Origin of the sequence: Streptomyces sp. AC555_RSS877, from assembly GCF_019049245.1 — a bacterium.
GTDB lineage: Bacteria > Actinomycetota > Actinomycetes > Streptomycetales > Streptomycetaceae > Streptomyces.
The window spans coordinates 36,593-52,860 of the sequence record NZ_JAGMUK010000074.1 but is presented as its reverse complement, the minus strand read 5'-3'; the positions used below and the strand labels follow the sequence as shown (position 1 = coordinate 52,860).

Here is a 16,268-nt window from a genome sequence, read left to right as displayed (position 1 = left end):
GCGCGCTCCGCAGAATCCAGCACTCTGGCGACATCGTCGTCGGCTGCGTCACCGGAGGCTTCCCGCCCTATCAGGAGTGCCGGTGGTAGGCCTTGTTGGCGATGCGCCAACCGTCGTCGACGCGGACCAGCAGGAAGACGTCGGTGAAGGTGTCCGCGCCGTGCGAGAGCGTCATGGTTGCGGTCGCGACGGTGCCGTGGACGTCGATGGCGTCGATGCGGCGGGAGCGGGTCGGTTCATCCAGGGCCGGCCGGTCCTGGAAGAGAGCGCAGTATGCGTCCAGGCGCCACGAGACGAATGCACCCTCCCGGATTCCCTCGATGTGGGCGGTGGGCAGGAACGCGTCGCGGAAGTGGGCGGGGTCGCCGGTGGCGTGTCCGCGGATGTAGGCGCGGAGCGGTTCGAGCACGGTGTCCTCCACGGCGGGGACCGTGGCGGCAGCGGCGATGTCGGCTTCAGGGTCGGCAGTGGTGTCCGCCAGGTCGGCTGCGCTGCGCAGGGGGGTGTTCGACGCGGCGGCCAGCAGAGTCATGTCCTTGATCAACGCACCGATCGTGAATTCGGCCGTGTCGGCGGTGGGTTGGCCGACGAGGAAGGGCCGTTTGCGGGCCACGAGCCCGCCGAGCTGGCCGAGTTCGAGAACGTCCAGCACCTGGGCACGGGGCAGGCCGAGGGCGTCGGCTTGCCGCAGTGCATCGCGCAGCGCGAGGACCGCGCCGGCGAGGCTGCTGTTGGCGATCAGCTTGAGAGCGGCTGCGGTGGAGGCGTCGTCGACGCGCCGCACGGTGCCGAGGGTGTCCAGAACCGGTCGGACTCGATCGAGCGCGTCCTGGTCGGCGGCGGCGAGAATCTGCAGGGCACCGGCGGCGGCAGCCGGAGTTGAGCCGAGCACGGGCGCGTGGACGTAGGACGGGCCGAGTTGCCGGGCCAGATACGACGCTTCGGCGGGGGCGATGGTGCTGGTGTTCAGCACGATCGTGTCCGGTCGCAGCGAGTCACGGACGTCGTCGATGACCTGCCGGCAGGCCGGGCCGTCGAACAACGCCAGGAGTACGAAGTCCGCCTCCACCACTGCCTCGTGTGGATCGTCGGCCCTCTTGACGGCGTCTGATGTGCGCCCGGAGCGTGTCCAGCCGACGACGTCCCAGCCCTGGGCAGCGAGGCGCGTCGCGATCGCGTCGCCCATGCGTCCCAGGCCGAGGACGGTGATCGTGTGCGGTGTGGTCATGCGGGCCAGAGTGGTGCACCGTGGTGGTTGCGACAAGCGCAGATTTCGCAGGCCAGACCTGCGGTGCTCGCATACCGGCCGGGATACTGGTGCTGTGGAATTGACTGTGTGGCGGACCTTCGTGACCGTGTGCCGACTCGGGTCGCTGTCGGCGGCGGCCGCCGAGCTCAACCACACGCAGTCGGCCGTCTCCCGACAGATCGCGGGACTGGAGCGGCAGCTCGGCGTGGCTCTGATGGAGCGCCATGCGCGCGGGGTGCGTCCGACGCATGCCGGCGTGGTGTTCCGGAGCCACGCCCTGGCCACGCTCAACGAAGCCGACCGCGCAGTTCGCGCCGCACGAGAGGCCGGTGACGGGGCATCCAATCGACCCCTGGCCGTCGGTGCCACGCCCTCTCTTGCCGCAGGGATCGTCCCTGAAGCCATCCGGAGCCTGCTGGAGCGAACCGCATCCCTCCGGTGGAGCCTGCTGCCCGGCCTGAGCGCACACCTGCACAGCCGCGTGGTCGGCGGCGATCTCGACCTCGCTGTCGTCACCGATGCGCCCCCGGGGCTCCCCAATGACCCGCGGATCGACCGACGGTTCCTCGGCCTTGACGACATGGTCGTCGTCCTGCCCGTCGGTCATCCACAGGCCGGGCACGGCCCCGTGCACATGCAAACGCTGGCCGACCAGACCTGGGTCGAGGACAACGACGGCTCGGCGGCGCTCCTGCGCCAGCATGCCGCCCGCGCCGGAGTCAGCGCCCGTATCGATCTCACCGCGGCTGATCTGCTCGGCAAGCTGGCCCTGGTCGCGACCGGCCACGCCATCGCGCTGATACCCGGGGTACTGACATGCGCGCTGCGGACCGACGTGACCACAGTGGACCTCGTCGATCCCCCGACCCGCGGCATCTACGCGATCACACCACGTCGCCACCCCCACCCCTCCGCAGCGCCCCTGCTCGCCCAGCTCGCCACCGCCTTCGCCTCGGCCCGTCCGGCCCAGGCCGCTCACCCGCCGACCGAGACGGACGCCCACGCCGCTGCGTCGGCACTTCACGATGGCAACACGGCAACGCCCCACGACAAACTCCGCCGCCAGGAAAAGTCCAGCCAGTCTCGCCCTGCGGTGGATACGTGACGGGCGAGCAGCACCCGCCACTTCCTGGCCATCCCTCTGATGCACAAGCCCCGAGGAGATAGTCGGTTGCCCGCCTGTGACGGGCCGAGTCCCGCACGAACCCGCGATGGCAATCAGCCAGAAAGGACTCCGAGTCGTTCTCCCAGTGTTCGGAAAGCACGTTGGCCCGCCGACGGCCTGCCGAACAGCCGCCCTCGACTCCACCGGGGCATGGGTCGCTCCGGTTCCCGTGGAAAGAGTCTGGCGCATTTCGGAAGCGTCACAAGTCTTGTCACCAGGGCGGGCGTCGTGCCAGTGTCCGGGCCATGGTTACGTAACCATTGGCGGTTCACACGGGTCCGGGTGTCTGATCCAGACCCTGGTTCATCTCTGCCTCGGCTCAGGTGACGAACCCCGCCCTCCGCGATTCCCGTCACTGGAGACGACATGCCCAAGACCCGGACGAGGTCGAGAAGACTGGCCAGTGTGCTCATGGCCGGCTTCGGCGCGACACTCATGTTCCTGACCGCCCCCGCCCCCGCCCTCGCCCAGTCGGCCGCCGAGACGTCAGCCTCGTACACGCCGGTGAAGCCTGCGACGAAGGGCGGTACCAGTGACTTCCGCGGGGTGAACTGGGCAGACCCGCGGGACAACTACGCCAGTGACGCCGTGGTGCCCAGCGGGCTGTCGGTGACCGACGACTACCGCACCGTGTACCGCACCACGGGTCAGATGGTGCGCGGGTTCAAGAAGAATCTGGGCGCCAACACGCTGCGACTGCCGATCAACCCGGCAAGCGTGGGCACCAACTGGTGGAAGTCGTACCGGGCGACGATCGACGCGGCCACGGCCTACGGTGACAAGGTCATCGTCAGCTACTGGGAGGCCAACACCAGCAAGGACGGCCTGGTCGACGACACGGCCGCCTGGAAGACGATGTGGAACACCGTGGTGCGGGAGTACAAGCACAACCCGCGGGTGTACTTCGAGCCCATGAACGAGCCGCACGGCTACACCCTGGACCAGTGGGTGTCCGTCACCAGCGGTTGGCTGGCCCAGCACAAGGATGTCCCGCGCGGCCGTGTCGTGATCAGCGGTACCGGCTACAACGACAACGTCACCGGTGTCGGCGCTGCCCGCGCACTGCGGGGAACGCTGCTGTCGCTGCACTTCTACGGCTTCTGGGCCAGCCACACCCAGCAGGCGGACTGGGTCGCCGACCTCGAAGCCCGGATCGGCGAGTACGCCGGCCGGACCATCATCGACGAGGCCGGCTCCCCGATGACCACCGGTCTGAACTACGGCGCCTGGGACGGCAACATCTACACGTCGTATCTCGCGGCCGTCACCAACACCGCCCGTAGCAAGGGGATGGGGCTGGTGTACTGGCCGGGGCTGAGGTTCGGCGACGCCTACTCGATCGAGTCGCTGGACTCCGAGGGCAACCTGGTGGACAACAACGCCAGCGGAGTCGCGCAGCTGCGCTGGGGCTACGGCTTCGGCACGACCCCGCCCGTCAACGACCTGCCGCCCGCGCCTCCCGGCGAGGTCCTGCGGGGAGTGGGCTCCAACCGCTGCGTCGACGTGCCCGGCTTCAGCACGACCAACGGCACCCAACTCGACCTCTGGGACTGCAACGACGGCGGCAACCAGTCCTGGAACTGGAACGCGGAGAAGCAACTCACGGTCTACGGCAACAAGTGCATGACGGTGGGAGGCACCGGAGCCACGGCGGGAGACCCCGTGGTCATCGACGACTGCACCGGCGCGGCGGCGCAACAGTGGAACGTGAACGCGGACCTCACGGTGACCAGCGTCGCGAACCCGGAGCTCTGCCTGGACGCGGCCGGAGGCGGCACCGGCAACGGCACGGCGGTCGATGTCTGGTTCTGCAACGGAAGCAGCAACCAGCAGTGGACCAGAAGCTGACGCCGGCACCTGTTCGCCTCGACCTCGACCACTGATCCGAGCCGCACGGGCCCGGCGAGTACCCTCGCCGGGCCCGTGCGCGTCGGCGCCGCCGCGCTTCGCCGGCGCCAACGGCAAGCCGGCCTGGTCGTGCCCGCCGCGCATCGCTGCCTGGGAGCAGGGTGTTGACGGTTGTCGACGCAACGCCCTCCGACGACCCGAGGGTCTCGAAGCCGAAGGCCAGGCAGGTCGGCACGTCCGGTCAGGCTTGATCGGCGGCCCGCAGGGCTCGCGCCAGCCACTCCAGCTCCTCGGTCGCGTCGGGGGACGCATACTGTCCGCGCACGCGGGCGACGAGCCTGCGGTAGCGTTCCGCCCCTGCCCCGATCCCGGCCTCCAGGCACAACAGCACGGCGGCCCGATCGGCGTCGCCGAACAGCTCGGACAGTACTTCGGCCGCGGCCGGTCCCTCAGGGGCGATCCCGCGCTTTCTGACCTCTGCGACGGTCTGCACGGCTTGCCTGGCCCACCAGATGGAAGCCCCGGGGGGACGACTCTGGCCGGGGACGGGGGTGCTCAGCTCCAGCATGGTGCGCATCCGGGCGCGGAAACCGGGGTCCCGCACCAGCTCGGCCAGTTCGATCCAGGCGTCGACCTGCTCGGGTGTGGGGTCGTCGGGCAGTTCGATGCCGTAGGTGCGCAGGCGGTCACGCAGGCGCGGCTCGACGGGGAGACCGCCGAACACCTCCTCCTTGAACTCGTCGATGATCTGCTTGCGTTCGGCGGCGGACAGCCGCGCCAACCGGTTCATCAGTGCTGTCTCCTCAGCGGTCGAACCACGTTTCGCCACGGTCGACAGGACGGCCCGGCTCACCTTGAGGGAGCGGATCTGCGCGTCGAGCGCGGCCACGTGCGCGTCGGCGGCCTCGGCGACCGTGGTGCGGCCGCTCAGGACACGGCACACGTCGTCGAGCCCGAGGCCCAGCTCCCGCAGGGTGCGGACCAGTTCGACGCGGGCCACGGAGGCGGCGTCGTACAGCCGGTAGCCGCTTGCGGAGCGGGCCACGGGCGGCACCGCTCCCTCGTCGGACCAGAAGCGCAGGGTCCGCACCGAAAGTCCGGTCCGGCGCGCGAGCTGGCCGATGGTGAGCACGTCGGGGCGTTCGTCTTCCATGGGCGAGATCTTGGACCTTCCAGTCGCTGGAGACTCAAGCGCCCGGGCGCGCGAGCGGGGTCAGCCGGTGCCGTTTCTCCGATGTGCACCGATCTCCCGCCGGGCCGAACCGGAACACGAACGCCGGGGCCGTGGGCGGATGGGCCATCAGCATCGCGGCGCAGAGCCTCCTGACACACGGGTCGCCCTGCGACCCCGCGCTGGCAGGAGGCTCTGCGGAAGAAGCCGAGACCGCTACCAACTCGTCCTCGTCCCGTCGCCGTACCTGGTGACGGACGCGGCAGCGGACAACCTCACCGCCTTCACCGCAGGCGGGGGCACGCTGGCCGTCGGCTTCCACAGCGGCATGGTCGACGAGAACGGCCACATACGCCTCGGCGGCCATCCCGGCGCATTCCGCGACGTCCTCGGGGTGGTCGCCGACGAGCTCTTCCCCCTGCTGCCGGGAGAGACAACGGGGCTGGCCGGTGAAGTACCCCCGGGTGCCAGGGCCGGCCTGTGGTCGGAACGGGTCCGGCTCACCGGCGCCCTGAAGGTCGTCTCCTGCGCCGACGGCCCGTTGACCGGCCTGCCTGCCGTCACTCGCCATGGATAGGGCAGCGGCACCGCCTGGTATCTGGCGACCCACCCCGACCAGGAGACCCTGGCCGCCCTGCTCCACCGCATCCGCCAGGACGCCGGCGTCGCCCCCGAACACCAGGTGCCCGCCGGAGTCGAGGTCGTCCGGCGCCGTGGCACGGAGGCCGACTTCCTGTTCCTCATCGACCACACCGGGCGAAGCCACCAAGTACCGCCTGCAGCTGGCCGAGATCGGCATCAAGTAGCACGCCGCCAAGGCCACAGCTGCCCGCCCGACACGGACACCGCGTGTCGGGCGGGCAGCCCTCCACAGGGCAGCAGACGAGCGAGCGTCGGACAGGTCACTCCCAGGTCCGCGCGGTCGCCGCGAAGAGGTCCGGATCGCTGTGGACGGGAATGACGCACAGCAGGTGTCCGCCCGGTGCCTGCAGCACATGGCACTGAAGCCAACGAGACACCTCGGTGGCACCGAGCCCCATAAGGCGGTCGACTTCGGCCTCGACGTCGTCGGTTTCGATATCGATGTGCATGCGCGGCGTATCAGCAACCGACTGGACCACGGTAGCCAGTCCGTCCACAGCGCCGACCAGCGACGTGAACTGGGGCTCCGCCGAGTCGACTCGAGCGGGCACGCCCAGAGCCGCCGACCAGAACCGGGCTGCTGTCGAGGCTTCCGGCTCCGGAGCGTCCACGATCAGCGCGTACATTCGTGACCGGTGCATGCATGCCACTGTAGTGATCGCAGAGCAGGCCCGCGGCTCCCGGAGACATTCCGGAAGCATCTTGAGTCGGCAGGGCTTGACCGGTCGGTGTTGCGGTGGGTGTGTCGCGGTGGCAAGGCCCATCCCGGATGGCGAGGACGTCTGCGGTTCTCGGACGAGTTGCGCCGGGCCCGCCGGTCACCGGTGTTGCGCCGTGCCCAGTTCGTCGGTGTACCGGGCGAGGGCGTCTTCGGCCGTGGGGGCGGGGCCGAACAGCTGCTCCTGTCGGCGGGGGTCGGCGACGTAGCGGCCGGTGTCGAACCAGCCGAACATCGCGGCCATGTCCTTGACCACCGGGTTGAAGCGGCCGACGACGGCTCCTGCGGCGCGGACGACGACGGAGGGGATGGCCCACACCTTGATCTTCTTTCCGGCCCGGCTGCCCATCAGGTCGGCCACCTCGCGCATGCTGACCGGACGGTCCCAGCCGATGTCGATGCGCTCGCCGTTGTCGGCCTCGGCGTCGACGGCGGCCGCCAGGTAGGCCGCGAGATCCGAGGTATGGACCCAGGTCAGCGGGACGGTGCTCTTGGCCATCCATATCAGTCGGCCCTTGTCGATCGGATTGCCCGCCATGGTCGCGACCTGGTCGAGGAACGCCCCCGGGCGCAGGGCGACGAACGGGACGCCGAGCTGTTCGAGCTTGTCCTCGGCGATCTTCTTGTGCCAGAAGTGCGGGACATGCGGCGTCTGGTCGCTGGTGAGGATGCTGGTAAGGACGAACCGCCGGATGCCGGCGCGGTGGGCGGCCTCGGCGAGGTTGGCGTTGCCGACGGTGTCGATGTCGTTCGCGTTCTTGCCGCCGCGGGTGTAGCCGGCTGCGGTGGTGATGACGGCATCGACACCGTTCATGGCGGCGACGAGCGAGTCGAGGTCGAGCATGTCGCCGCGGGCGATCTCGACACCCCGCTTTTCAAGCCTGCTCGCGTCGGTGGTCGGCCGGACCAGGGCGCGGACGTTCTTGCCGCGCCCCAGCAGTTCGTCGACGACCTTGCCGCCGAGGGAGCCGGTCGCGCCGACGACGAGGACGGGGAGGGTGGTGGTCGTCATGGGGGTCTCACTTTCCATCAGGTCAGTAGTGGGGGGATGACGTATGGGAGTGAGTAGGCGGGTTCCGCCGCATGCTCCAGCTCAGCTCGCCGGGTTCCTTCCGGCAGTCGAGGAACCCGGCTCGGTTCAGCTCGGGCCTGCGTGAGCCGAGTGCGCTGCAGCACTGTCCACTTCGCAGAAACGCCGGAAACGATGGGCACTCCAGGCAGGAACCCGGGTGCAGGCCGAGGGGAGTTACTCGGACTCTTCTTGCGGCAGAGCGCGGCTGTTGATCGCGTCGGCGATGGCGTAGGCGGTGCTGACGAATGCCTCTGCCTGTTGCGCCGACAGGTTCCGCGCGGAGGTCTCCTCCAGGGCCCGCCACATGGCTGCGATGGGCTCGCGCATGGCACGGCCCTTGTCCGTGAGGTGGACGACCATGACGCGCCGGTCGTGTGCGGCCGGCTCGCGGACGAGCAGGCCGGCGTCCTGCATGCGGCGCAGGGACTTGGACACGGTGGAGTGGTCCAGGCCGACGCTTTCGAGCAGCTCGGACTGGGTCTGGCCGTCCTGGTCCAGGAGTTGCATCAGCAGCAGTTCCTGTCCGGGATGCAGGTCCATCTCGCGGAGCATGGCGGCCGCGCGGGCGCGGTGAGCGCGGGCGAGCTGGAAGATCGCGTAGCTCATCGGACCCTCGCCGGCCGTAGAGGGGGTGCTGTGCGTGGAGGCGGGCATGATGCGGTTCCTCAAACAGTGTGGGTGGGGTAGTCGGTGTAGCCGGCCGCTCCGCCGCCGTAGAACGTCGCCGGGTCGGGGGTGTTCAGCGGCGCGTCAGAGCGTAGCCGTTCGACCAGGTCCGGGTTGGCGAGCGCGAGGGCGCCGACTGAGACGAGGTCGGCCGTGCCGTTGTCGATGTCCTTGGCGCGGGTGGGCAGGTCGGTGCCGCCCCGGTTGAGGATCAGCGTGGTCGGCCACAGCGCGCGCAGGGTGCCCAGCAGCGCGTCGTCACCCGCGTGCATCACGTGGAGGTAGGCGAGACCGAGCGGGCTGAGGGCGCGCACCAGCGCCGGATACAGCTCGGCGGTGTCGGACTCGGCGATGTCGTTGAAGGGGTTGCCGGGAGAGATACGGATACCGGTGCGGCCGGCGCCGATCTCCTCGGCCACGGCGGTGGCGACCTCGACGGCGAAGCGGATACGGCCCTCGATCGAGCCGCCGTAGCCATCGGTCCGCCGGTTGGTGTTGTCGGACAGGAACTGGTGCAGCAGGTAACCGTTGGCGCCGTGGATCTCCACACCGTCGGCGCCTGCCGCGACGGCGGCCGCTGCCGCGCGGCGGAAGTCGTCGACGGTCGCCGCGGCCTCCTGCGTCGACAGAGCACGGGGTGTCGGCATCTCCTGGGGCCCGGACGCGGTGAACATCGCGCCCTCCGGCCGGATCGCCGAGGGGGCGACCGGCTGGCGACCGTGGGGGGTGTTGTCGGGGTGGGCGATGCGTCCGGTGTGCATCAGCTGGATGACGATGCGGCCGTCGGCCGCGTGCACGGCGTCGGTGACCTTGCGCCACCCGGCGATCTGCTCGTCATTGTGGATGCCGGGGGTGAGCAGGTAGCCCTGGCCGTCGGCGGAGGGCTGGGTTCCCTCGGTGATCACGAGCGCGTGCGAGGCCCGTTGGGCGTAGTACTCGGCGTTCAGCTCGGTCGGTACGCCTTCGGGGGTGGAGCGGTCACGGGTCATGGGGGCCATGACCAGGCGGTGCGGGAGGGAGATGTCCCCGACGGTGGTCGATGTCCACAGGGAGTTCAGCATGAATGGTCCTTCGGTGCGGTGATGACAGGTGGCGAACAGGTGGTGATGGGGAGAGCGAGAGGGTGTGGCGGAAGGTGTGGCGGGCGTGGTCAGTCGAGCGTGAGGACGAGCTTTCCCCGGACATGCCCGGCGTCGCTGACCTGCTGCGCCGTGGCGGCCTCGGCGAGCGGGTAGGCGGTGACGGTGGTGACGACCTTGCCGGTCGCGGCGTCCTGGGCCAGCGTGGTCAGGTCGACAGCGGAGCGTTCCCGGGGACTGCTGGAGAAGGTGATGCCGAGCTGGTACGCGCTGAAGTCGGCGATGGTGACGATGCGCTCGGTGCCGCCGCGCAGGGTGATGGAGTCCTCCAGGGCCCCCTTCCCGGCCACGTCGAACACCGCGTCCACCCCGTCGGGGGCCAGTGCCCGGACCCGCTCGACCAGGCCCTCGCCGTAGAGGGTCGCGGTGGCGCCGAGCGAGGTGAGGTAGTCCTGGTTCGCGGGGCCGGCGGTGGCGATGACACGCGCTCCACGGGCCGTGGCGAGCTGGACCGCCAGGGTGCCGACCGATCCGGCCGCGCCGTGCATCAGGACGGTCTCACCGGCGGTGACGCCGAGCAGGTTCAGGACCCGCTCGGCCGTCGCGCCCGCCACCGGCAGCGCGACCGCGTGCTGCCAGTCGAGGCCGGCGGGCTTGGGGGCCACGGTGGTGGCCAGCGCGTACTGGGCGTACGAGCCGCTGTCCGACCAGCCCAGCACCTCGTCACCCACCTGCACGTCCTGCACGCCCTCACCGAGGGCGTCCACCACGCCGGCGAGCTCGCCACCGGGGACGGAGGGGAACGCAGTGGGGAACACGGCCTCCAGGGCCCCGGAACGGATCTTGCCGTCCAGCGCGTTCAGCCCGGCCGCCTTGACGCGGACGCGGATCTGCCCGGGGCCGGGCTGCGGGACCTCGATGTCCGCCTCGCGGAGCACTTCCGTGCCTCCGAAACGGTCGAACAGGATGGCTTTCATGACGACTCCTCTCGTGCCCCCACCCATTTAGGTGGCTGGACACATAAGTAAGGTAGCAGCAAACATGTGGCTAGCCAACTATTGGTTTCCGTGAGGCCCGCTCAAGATCGGTCCCGGTCAGCCCGCCTGCTCCGTGCACCAGTCGCGCCGGTCCCTCACCACCCCTCAAAGCCCCATGCCGGCCGAGGAGACCCCACCCCGGACCCGAGGATCAGAGGGTCGCCGTCCGGCGGTATGGGTGGGGGCGGACAAATCGCGGTGGCGGCGGCGCTCACCGACGGCGCGGTCCTCACCGACGGCGCGGCGCTCACCGTCGATGCGGCGGCCCGTCCGCTATGACCCCGCCCATACGGACCCCGTGGTGTGCACGTCGGGCAGAGGCCGGCCGATGCGCGGCATGCCCAGCATCACGCTCCGGCTGCGGCGCACGACGGCGACAGCCTCGCCGATCTGAGCCCGTCTCTCAGCCGTCACGTCACCGAGATTGACCTTGGAGCGAGCCGACGCGCTCGCCGGGAGGACGGACACGGGCACCCCGCTACGCCGTCGCGGACCGCGCCCACACCCCCGCACCCCTCCACGTCAGCTCACTGTGAGTCCGGAGTCCACGCCGCCACCAGATCCAGAAGGCCGGGGAAACGCGCATTGAGGTCGTCGACTCGGACGTGACTACGGCGTTCCAGGCCGTATTGGCGCTGGCGGGTGATGCCAGCCACGCGCAGGGCCTTGAAGTGGTGGGTGAGGGAGGACTTGGGGCGGTCGAGGCCGAACCAGCCGCAGGGATGGTCGAACCGCTCCGATTCCAGAAGGAGTTTGCGCACGACGCCAAGACGCAGAGGATCGCTCAGCGCACCCAGCACCGCCTCCAGGCGCAGGTCCTCGACTGCCGGCTCGGGCAGCGGCTCGGGCAGCCCCGTGGGCTCCGGCAGCACCTTGATCACCGGCGTCGGACGCACCGTCGACGACATATACAGCTCCCCATAACCCGAACCCTCTGTACGACTTCAATCGTACTGCCTGTTAAGTTCGACTCAACTCGTACTGAACGCCCCGGAGGGAGCGACCATGTCGGAGAGTCGTACGGTGCCAGTGAAGACAGTGGGCGAACAGCAGCGGCCCGCAGCGAGTGAACGGCCGGAGGTGAGCACCTCCGCGGCTCCCACCTGGTGGGTGTGGCTGGCCGCGTGGCCGGTGACCGCGGTCTTCATCCTGTCCAACGCGGCAACCCCCCTGTATGTGCTGTGGCAGCGCGACATCGGGTTCTCCAAGGGCACCCTGACCGTGATCTTCGCCTGCTACATCGTCGGGCTGCTCGGTTCCCTGCTCGTCTCCGGGGTGGTGTCCGACCGGCTCGGGCGTAAGCCCGTCCTGCTGCCCGCGCTCGCCCTCGCCGTGGCGGCGTGCGTGATCTTCACGACCGCGTCAACGGTGGCCGCGCTCGTCGTGGCCCGGCTGTTCACCGGTGTCGCCGTGGGCGCTGTCGTTACAGCGGGCATGGCCGCCGTGACAGATGTGGCAGGCCAGGACCGCAAGCGGCTCGCCGCCCTGCTCGCCTCGTGCGCGATGGTCTTCGGGGCCGGGCTGGGCCCGCTGCTCGCGGGCCTCCTTTCCGAGACGCTGCCCGGGCCGACCGTCACCGTCTTCGTCGTCGAGATCGTCCTGCTGGCCACCGCGATCCTCGCCGTGCTGCGCATGCCCGTACGGCGGCCCGCGACGCGCTCGAACGGCGCCTGGGTACGGGTACCCGGTGTACCGGACGGCACCGGCAGGCAACTGGTCCTGGGCATCGCCGTGTTCGCGCCCGGCATCACCGCGACCTCGTTCGTGCTCTCGCTCGGTCCCTCTCTGCTGTCCGGCCTGCTCGGCACCACCAGCCGGATCGTCGCCGGGGCCATGGCGTTCGTCATGTTCCTCTCCGCCACGGGCGTGCAGTTCGCGGTCCAGAAGCTGCGGCGGCGCACGATCCTGACCGCTGGGGCGGTCAGCACCACCGTCGGCATGGTGACGCTCATCATCGCCGTGCACATGTCCTCGGTCCCGGTACTCATCGCCTCCGCGTTGCTGGCCGGCGCCGGCCAGGGCATGGGCCAGCTCGGCGGCCTGTCCCTGCTCAATTCCACGGTTCCGCCGCAGCGGCTGGCCGAGGCCAACGCAGCGCTCAACGTGGGCGGTTACGTTCCGGCGGGCATCCTGCCGGTGTCGGCCGGGTACCTCAGCGACGCGGTGGGGCTGACCACTGGAGCGACCGTCTTCGCCACCGCCCTGATGAGCGTCGCGGTCATGGGCGGCCTCGTGGTCGTCGCCGGTCGGCGCCGGGTGGCCGGAGCCCGTCTGACGCGGTCCGGCGCCGGATGCGGCAATCCGTGAGTCGGGCCCGACGGCCGACCCGCATGCCGACCACGGATCAAAGGTGTGCTGCCCGACGCGTCGCCGGTCGGCCTTCCTGCTCGGAGTGCGGTGCGGTCCGCTGCGGCGCACGCTTCAGGCAGTGCACCACGGTGGCAGCCCGGGGCCGGCGGGCACCCAGGCACTCATGGGCTGTCGTCGACCGGCACGGCGGTCTTCGCCCCGGAGCCGGCGTGACGCGACACCTGAGCAGATCTCCAAGGTCCCCGGCACGACTCAGGGCTTCTTCGCGACGGACCGCTTCGCGCCCTTGCTCCTGCTGGTGCTCGTACCGCTGCGTTCTGACTTCGTGGGCACGTTCTTGTGCCTGGTGTCCTCCTCCGTGTCTGCGGCCCCCCGCGCGGGCGCTGGCCGGGTCGACGCGGTCGGCCACTTGAACTCGATCTCCAACTCGATCTCCCCGTCACCGATCTCGACCTCCATCTCGCCACGAAGGTCGTCGGGGATCTGCAGGCTCAGCGTTCCGGGGCCGAGTTCCAGCTCGGCCTCCCCGCCCTCCCTCAGCGCGGCCGCGAGTGCCGTGAGCTGGTCAGCCGCCTCAAAGCGTGACAACGAGCGCTTCTGCTCGAACTTGAGGTCTTTCATGGGTGTCTCTCCGATCCGGAGACGGCCGTCCTCGCGGGCCCGCAGCCCGGGACCATCCCCTGCTTCATCGCTTTGACGGATTCATCGCCTTGTCGGAGTTGGCGCGGTGCACAGTGCCCAGATCACGGAGGCGTTGATCGCGAGCATGGCCAGGCCGACCAGCCCCAAGCCGACGGCCCCGGCCCAGGCGGCGCCCTGGACCAGGACGGCACCGGCGAGGCCGACGACCACGCCCATGACCGGATGGATCCAGCCTCACCGGACTGGCCATCACCGGCTCCTTCGTGTCGAACGGCCCGCACAACCGCGCGTTCACGTCCGGCCGGTCGGGCTACCTCCAATCTCGTCCTCCCGGGTCCGCTGCGCACGTCGGGGTGCCCGATCGGCGGTTCTCGATGAGCAGGTCGCACGCCATCTGTACAACCCTGACCCTGTCGGCCGCTTCACGCCCGCCGCCATGGCACGGCGAACCATGAGCGCGCCATGCGCGAGGCCGGAATGGGTTCTACGGTTGAGGGGCCCCACACTCGCGTACCTCGGCTCCTCCCCCCCATATGTCCCTCGGACTCGAAAGTCACCAGGAGGCCATACGCCATGTCCACTGCATCCGACACCCCTGTCCTGGACACCCTCGCCGCCATGACGGTCGACTCGATCGAGCGGTGCGGGCTGGCCCCGGACATGCTCATCCTCACGCGCATCGCGGCACTCGCCGCCTCGGACGCCCCGCCCATCTCCTACGCGGCCCATATCGACCCCGCCCTCAACGCCGGCCTGACCGCCGAACAGCTGCAGGACGTCCTGGTCGCCATCGCACCCATCGTGGGCACCGCCCGCGTCATGACGGCGGCGGGCAACATCGCCACGGCGTTCGGCATCGCCATCGCCGTCGCCGATGCCGAGATCGAAGCCCAGGGCTGAGAGCAGCCGCCCACCCCGCACCGATGATCCGCGCGGCCGACATCGGACAGAAGGCCAACGAACTGCCCGTCGGGTCCGACGGGTCCGACGTGTTCTGTGGCGGGCGTCCCATGGTCGCAGGATCGGGCAGGAGCGCCTGTGATGTCCCAGAAGGCGACCACGGCCATGCGCGCGTCGCCACACACCACGCCCGAGGAGCGCGCGGCTCTCGGCAAGGAGGCACGGCGCCGCTCGCCGCGGTCGGATCACGCCGTGTACGGGCCGTCTCCCGACCGGCCGGACCCGCTGGCGATCCTGGAGGCGCAGTCCGCGGCGCGGGTGCCCGAACTCGTCCCGATCCGCTACGGCCGGATGATGGAGTCCCCGTTCCGCTTCTACCGGGGCGCCGCCGCGATCATGGCGTCCGACCTGGCCGGCAGCCCGGCCTCGGGACTCAGGGCGCAACTGTGCGGCGACGCGCACCTGCTGAACTTCCGCCTGCTCGCCTCACCGGAGCGGCGGTTGGTGTTCGACATCAACGACTTCGACGAGACGCTGCCGGGGCCGTGGGAGTGGGACGTCAAGCGACTGTCGGCGAGTCTGGTCATCGCGGGCCGGGCGAACGGCTTCGATGACGCCGAGCGCTCCCGCATCGTGAGCTCGACGGTCCGTTCGTACCGCGAGGCGATGATCCGCTTCGCGGGCATGGGCAACCTCGACGTCTGGTACGCGAAGATCGACGCGGACCTCCTCGAGTCCCTGGTCGCGAGCCGGCTCCAGGGAACGAAGCGCGGTCAGAAGAACCTGGCCCGCGCCATGGCCAAGGCCCGCACCCGCGACAGCCTCCAGGCTTTCGACAAGCTCACCGAGACGGTCGACGGCCTGCCCAGGATCGCGGCGGATCCCCCGCTGCTCGTCCCGGCCGGCGACCTGCTGCCGGACGTCGAGCGCAGCGCGCTGGAGCACCGGTTCCACGGGCTGATCGAGCGGTACAGCCGCACTCTCGCTTCCGACCGGCGCACGCTCCTGGCGGACTACCGTCTGGCCGATGTCGCCCGCAAGGTGGTCGGCGTCGGCAGCGTCGGCACCCGCTGCTGGATCTTTCTCCTGCTCGGCCGGGACGACCGCGACCCGCTCTTCCTCCAGGCCAAGGAAGCCGACGCCTCCGTGCTCGCGGCACACGTCGGCACCAGCCGTTACCCCAACCAGGGCGAGCGCGTGGTCTCGGGCCAGCGGTTGATGCAGGCTTCGAGTGACATCTTCCTCGGCTGGGAGCGGGTGGACGGGATCGACGGCAAGCAGCGCGACTTCTACGTCCGCCAGCTGCGCGACTGGAAGGGCATCGCCATGCCGGAGCGGATGCGGCCGAAGGACATGCAGGCGTTCGGCGAACTGTGCGGGGTCACTCTGGCTCGTGCGCACGCGCGGTCCGGCGACCGCATCGCGATGGCCGCGTACCTGGGCGGCGGCGACTCGTTCGACCGCGCACTCGCCACCTTCGCGGAGGCATACGCCGACCAGAACGAGCGTGACCACCAGGCCCTGGTCGACGCGGTGCGCGCGGGCCGGCTCCCCGCGGAGGAGCTGCCGGCAGCCTGACCCGGCAGGGGACACCCGGCTCGCCCCGAACGTGCCTCGTCGTGTGCGAACCGCTGGGCGTCCTCGCCGGCGCCTGGCACGAGGAGCCCGGCGGCAGGAGCGTAAGGGCTGGTGAGCGCGCCAGTGGCTCGGTGTGCCGCGCGCCGTGGCGGAGAGGCTGGGATGCTGGTGGAGGGAGCGCCGCCCGTGAC

General features: G+C 70.2%; 15 protein-coding genes and 1 pseudogene. 6 read left to right on the top strand and 10 right to left on the bottom strand.

Annotated elements, in window-relative coordinates; translation table 11 throughout:
- Positions 1–70: 70 nt before the first annotated feature.
- A complete protein-coding gene (locus tag KUM49_RS30345) occupies positions 71–1,228 on the bottom strand; it encodes a nuclear transport factor 2 family protein (protein ID WP_217240166.1) in 1,158 nt (385 codons plus the stop codon).
- A 94-nt stretch (positions 1,229–1,322) separates the two neighbouring features.
- Here KUM49_RS30345 and KUM49_RS30340 point away from each other — a divergent pair, with 94 nt between their 5' ends.
- On the top strand, positions 1,323–2,354 hold the full coding sequence (locus KUM49_RS30340) for a LysR family transcriptional regulator (RefSeq protein WP_217240220.1): 1,032 nt from the start codon (positions 1,323–1,325) through the stop codon (positions 2,352–2,354).
- A gap of 426 nt (positions 2,355–2,780) precedes the next feature.
- Complete coding sequence (locus KUM49_RS30335; protein WP_217240165.1) at positions 2,781–4,262, top strand: ricin-type beta-trefoil lectin domain protein; 1,482 nt, start codon at positions 2,781–2,783, stop codon at positions 4,260–4,262.
- 241 nt (positions 4,263–4,503) lie between these two features.
- On the opposite strand, the gene KUM49_RS30330 is transcribed toward KUM49_RS30335, so the two are convergent.
- Complete coding sequence (locus tag KUM49_RS30330; protein WP_217240164.1) at positions 4,504–5,415, bottom strand: MerR family transcriptional regulator; 912 nt, start codon at positions 5,413–5,415, stop codon at positions 4,504–4,506.
- A gap of 235 nt (positions 5,416–5,650) precedes the next feature.
- On the opposite strand from KUM49_RS30330, the pseudogene KUM49_RS48740 reads away from it, so the two are divergent.
- Positions 5,651–6,217, top strand: a pseudogene (locus KUM49_RS48740) (beta-galactosidase); the annotation flags it as partial.
- 118 nt (positions 6,218–6,335) lie between these two features.
- Here the strand turns inward: KUM49_RS48740 and KUM49_RS30320 are convergent.
- The 6 genes from KUM49_RS30320 to KUM49_RS30295 all read right to left on the bottom strand — a co-directional run bounded on the left by KUM49_RS30320 (position 6,336) and on the right by KUM49_RS30295 (position 11,555).
- Positions 6,336–6,701, bottom strand: a complete 366-nt coding sequence (locus KUM49_RS30320) for a VOC family protein (RefSeq protein WP_254402015.1) — start codon at positions 6,699–6,701, stop codon at positions 6,336–6,338.
- Positions 6,702–6,893: 192 nt separating this feature from the next.
- A complete protein-coding gene (locus KUM49_RS30315; protein WP_217240162.1) occupies positions 6,894–7,805 on the bottom strand; it encodes an SDR family oxidoreductase in 912 nt (303 codons plus the stop codon).
- A 234-nt stretch (positions 7,806–8,039) separates the two neighbouring features.
- Positions 8,040–8,519 carry a MarR family winged helix-turn-helix transcriptional regulator gene (locus KUM49_RS30310; protein ID WP_217240161.1) on the bottom strand — a complete coding sequence of 160 codons (480 nt, stop codon included), beginning with the start codon at positions 8,517–8,519 and terminating at the stop codon, positions 8,040–8,042.
- 11 nt (positions 8,520–8,530) lie between these two features.
- On the bottom strand, positions 8,531–9,592 hold the full coding sequence (locus tag KUM49_RS30305) for an alkene reductase (protein ID WP_217240160.1): 1,062 nt from the start codon (positions 9,590–9,592) through the stop codon (positions 8,531–8,533).
- Between the two features lie 89 nt (positions 9,593–9,681).
- Positions 9,682–10,587 carry an NADP-dependent oxidoreductase gene (locus tag KUM49_RS30300; RefSeq protein WP_217240159.1) on the bottom strand — a complete coding sequence of 302 codons (906 nt, stop codon included), beginning with the start codon at positions 10,585–10,587 and terminating at the stop codon, positions 9,682–9,684.
- Between the two features lie 587 nt (positions 10,588–11,174).
- Positions 11,175–11,555 carry a helix-turn-helix transcriptional regulator gene (locus tag KUM49_RS30295; protein ID WP_217240158.1) on the bottom strand — a complete coding sequence of 127 codons (381 nt, stop codon included), beginning with the start codon at positions 11,553–11,555 and terminating at the stop codon, positions 11,175–11,177.
- Positions 11,556–11,652: 97 nt separating this feature from the next.
- On the opposite strand from KUM49_RS30295, the gene KUM49_RS30290 reads away from it, so the two are divergent.
- A complete protein-coding gene (locus KUM49_RS30290; protein ID WP_217240157.1) occupies positions 11,653–12,954 on the top strand; it encodes an MFS transporter in 1,302 nt (433 codons plus the stop codon).
- Positions 12,955–13,209: 255 nt separating this feature from the next.
- Here KUM49_RS30290 and KUM49_RS30285 read toward each other — a convergent pair whose 3' ends face one another.
- Positions 13,210–13,578, bottom strand: coding sequence for an amphi-Trp domain-containing protein (locus KUM49_RS30285; RefSeq protein ID WP_217240156.1), 369 nt, complete (start codon positions 13,576–13,578; stop codon positions 13,210–13,212).
- A gap of 81 nt (positions 13,579–13,659) precedes the next feature.
- On the bottom strand, positions 13,660–13,815 hold the full coding sequence (locus tag KUM49_RS30280) for a hypothetical protein (protein ID WP_217240155.1): 156 nt from the start codon (positions 13,813–13,815) through the stop codon (positions 13,660–13,662).
- A 357-nt stretch (positions 13,816–14,172) separates the two neighbouring features.
- Here KUM49_RS30280 and KUM49_RS30275 point away from each other — a divergent pair, with 357 nt between their 5' ends.
- Together KUM49_RS30275 and KUM49_RS30270 are read left to right on the top strand one after the other, a co-directional pair.
- A complete protein-coding gene (locus KUM49_RS30275) occupies positions 14,173–14,499 on the top strand; it encodes a carboxymuconolactone decarboxylase family protein (RefSeq protein WP_217240154.1) in 327 nt (108 codons plus the stop codon).
- Positions 14,500–14,640: 141 nt separating this feature from the next.
- Positions 14,641–16,077 (top strand): DUF2252 domain-containing protein, encoded by a 1,437-nt coding sequence (locus KUM49_RS30270; protein WP_217240153.1) that lies wholly within the window; start codon positions 14,641–14,643, stop codon positions 16,075–16,077.
- Positions 16,078–16,268 lie beyond the last annotated feature (191 nt).

Excerpts from the sequence above, each read along its gene's own strand:
- KUM49_RS30275 (WP_217240154.1), top strand. The coding sequence starts at position 14,173 with ATGTCCACTGCATCCGACACCCCTGTCCTGGACACCCTCGCCGCCATG.
- KUM49_RS30310 (WP_217240161.1), bottom strand. The coding sequence starts at position 8,519 with ATGCCCGCCTCCACGCACAGCACCCCCTCTACGGCCGGCGAGGGTCCG.
- KUM49_RS30305 (WP_217240160.1), bottom strand. The coding sequence starts at position 9,592 with ATGCTGAACTCCCTGTGGACATCGACCACCGTCGGGGACATCTCCCTC.
- KUM49_RS30295 (WP_217240158.1), bottom strand. The coding sequence starts at position 11,555 with ATGTCGTCGACGGTGCGTCCGACGCCGGTGATCAAGGTGCTGCCGGAG.
- KUM49_RS30270 (WP_217240153.1), top strand. The coding sequence starts at position 14,641 with ATGTCCCAGAAGGCGACCACGGCCATGCGCGCGTCGCCACACACCACG.
- KUM49_RS30320 (WP_254402015.1), bottom strand. The coding sequence starts at position 6,701 with ATGTACGCGCTGATCGTGGACGCTCCGGAGCCGGAAGCCTCGACAGCA.
- KUM49_RS30300 (WP_217240159.1), bottom strand. The coding sequence starts at position 10,587 with ATGAAAGCCATCCTGTTCGACCGTTTCGGAGGCACGGAAGTGCTCCGC.
- KUM49_RS30285 (WP_217240156.1), bottom strand. The coding sequence starts at position 13,578 with ATGAAAGACCTCAAGTTCGAGCAGAAGCGCTCGTTGTCACGCTTTGAG.
- KUM49_RS30345 (WP_217240166.1), bottom strand. The coding sequence starts at position 1,228 with ATGACCACACCGCACACGATCACCGTCCTCGGCCTGGGACGCATGGGC.
- KUM49_RS30290 (WP_217240157.1), top strand. The coding sequence starts at position 11,653 with ATGTCGGAGAGTCGTACGGTGCCAGTGAAGACAGTGGGCGAACAGCAG.
- KUM49_RS30330 (WP_217240164.1), bottom strand. The coding sequence starts at position 5,415 with ATGGAAGACGAACGCCCCGACGTGCTCACCATCGGCCAGCTCGCGCGC.
- KUM49_RS30315 (WP_217240162.1), bottom strand. The coding sequence starts at position 7,805 with ATGACGACCACCACCCTCCCCGTCCTCGTCGTCGGCGCGACCGGCTCC.
- KUM49_RS30280 (WP_217240155.1), bottom strand. The coding sequence starts at position 13,815 with ATGGGCGTGGTCGTCGGCCTCGCCGGTGCCGTCCTGGTCCAGGGCGCC.
- KUM49_RS30335 (WP_217240165.1), top strand. The coding sequence starts at position 2,781 with ATGCCCAAGACCCGGACGAGGTCGAGAAGACTGGCCAGTGTGCTCATG.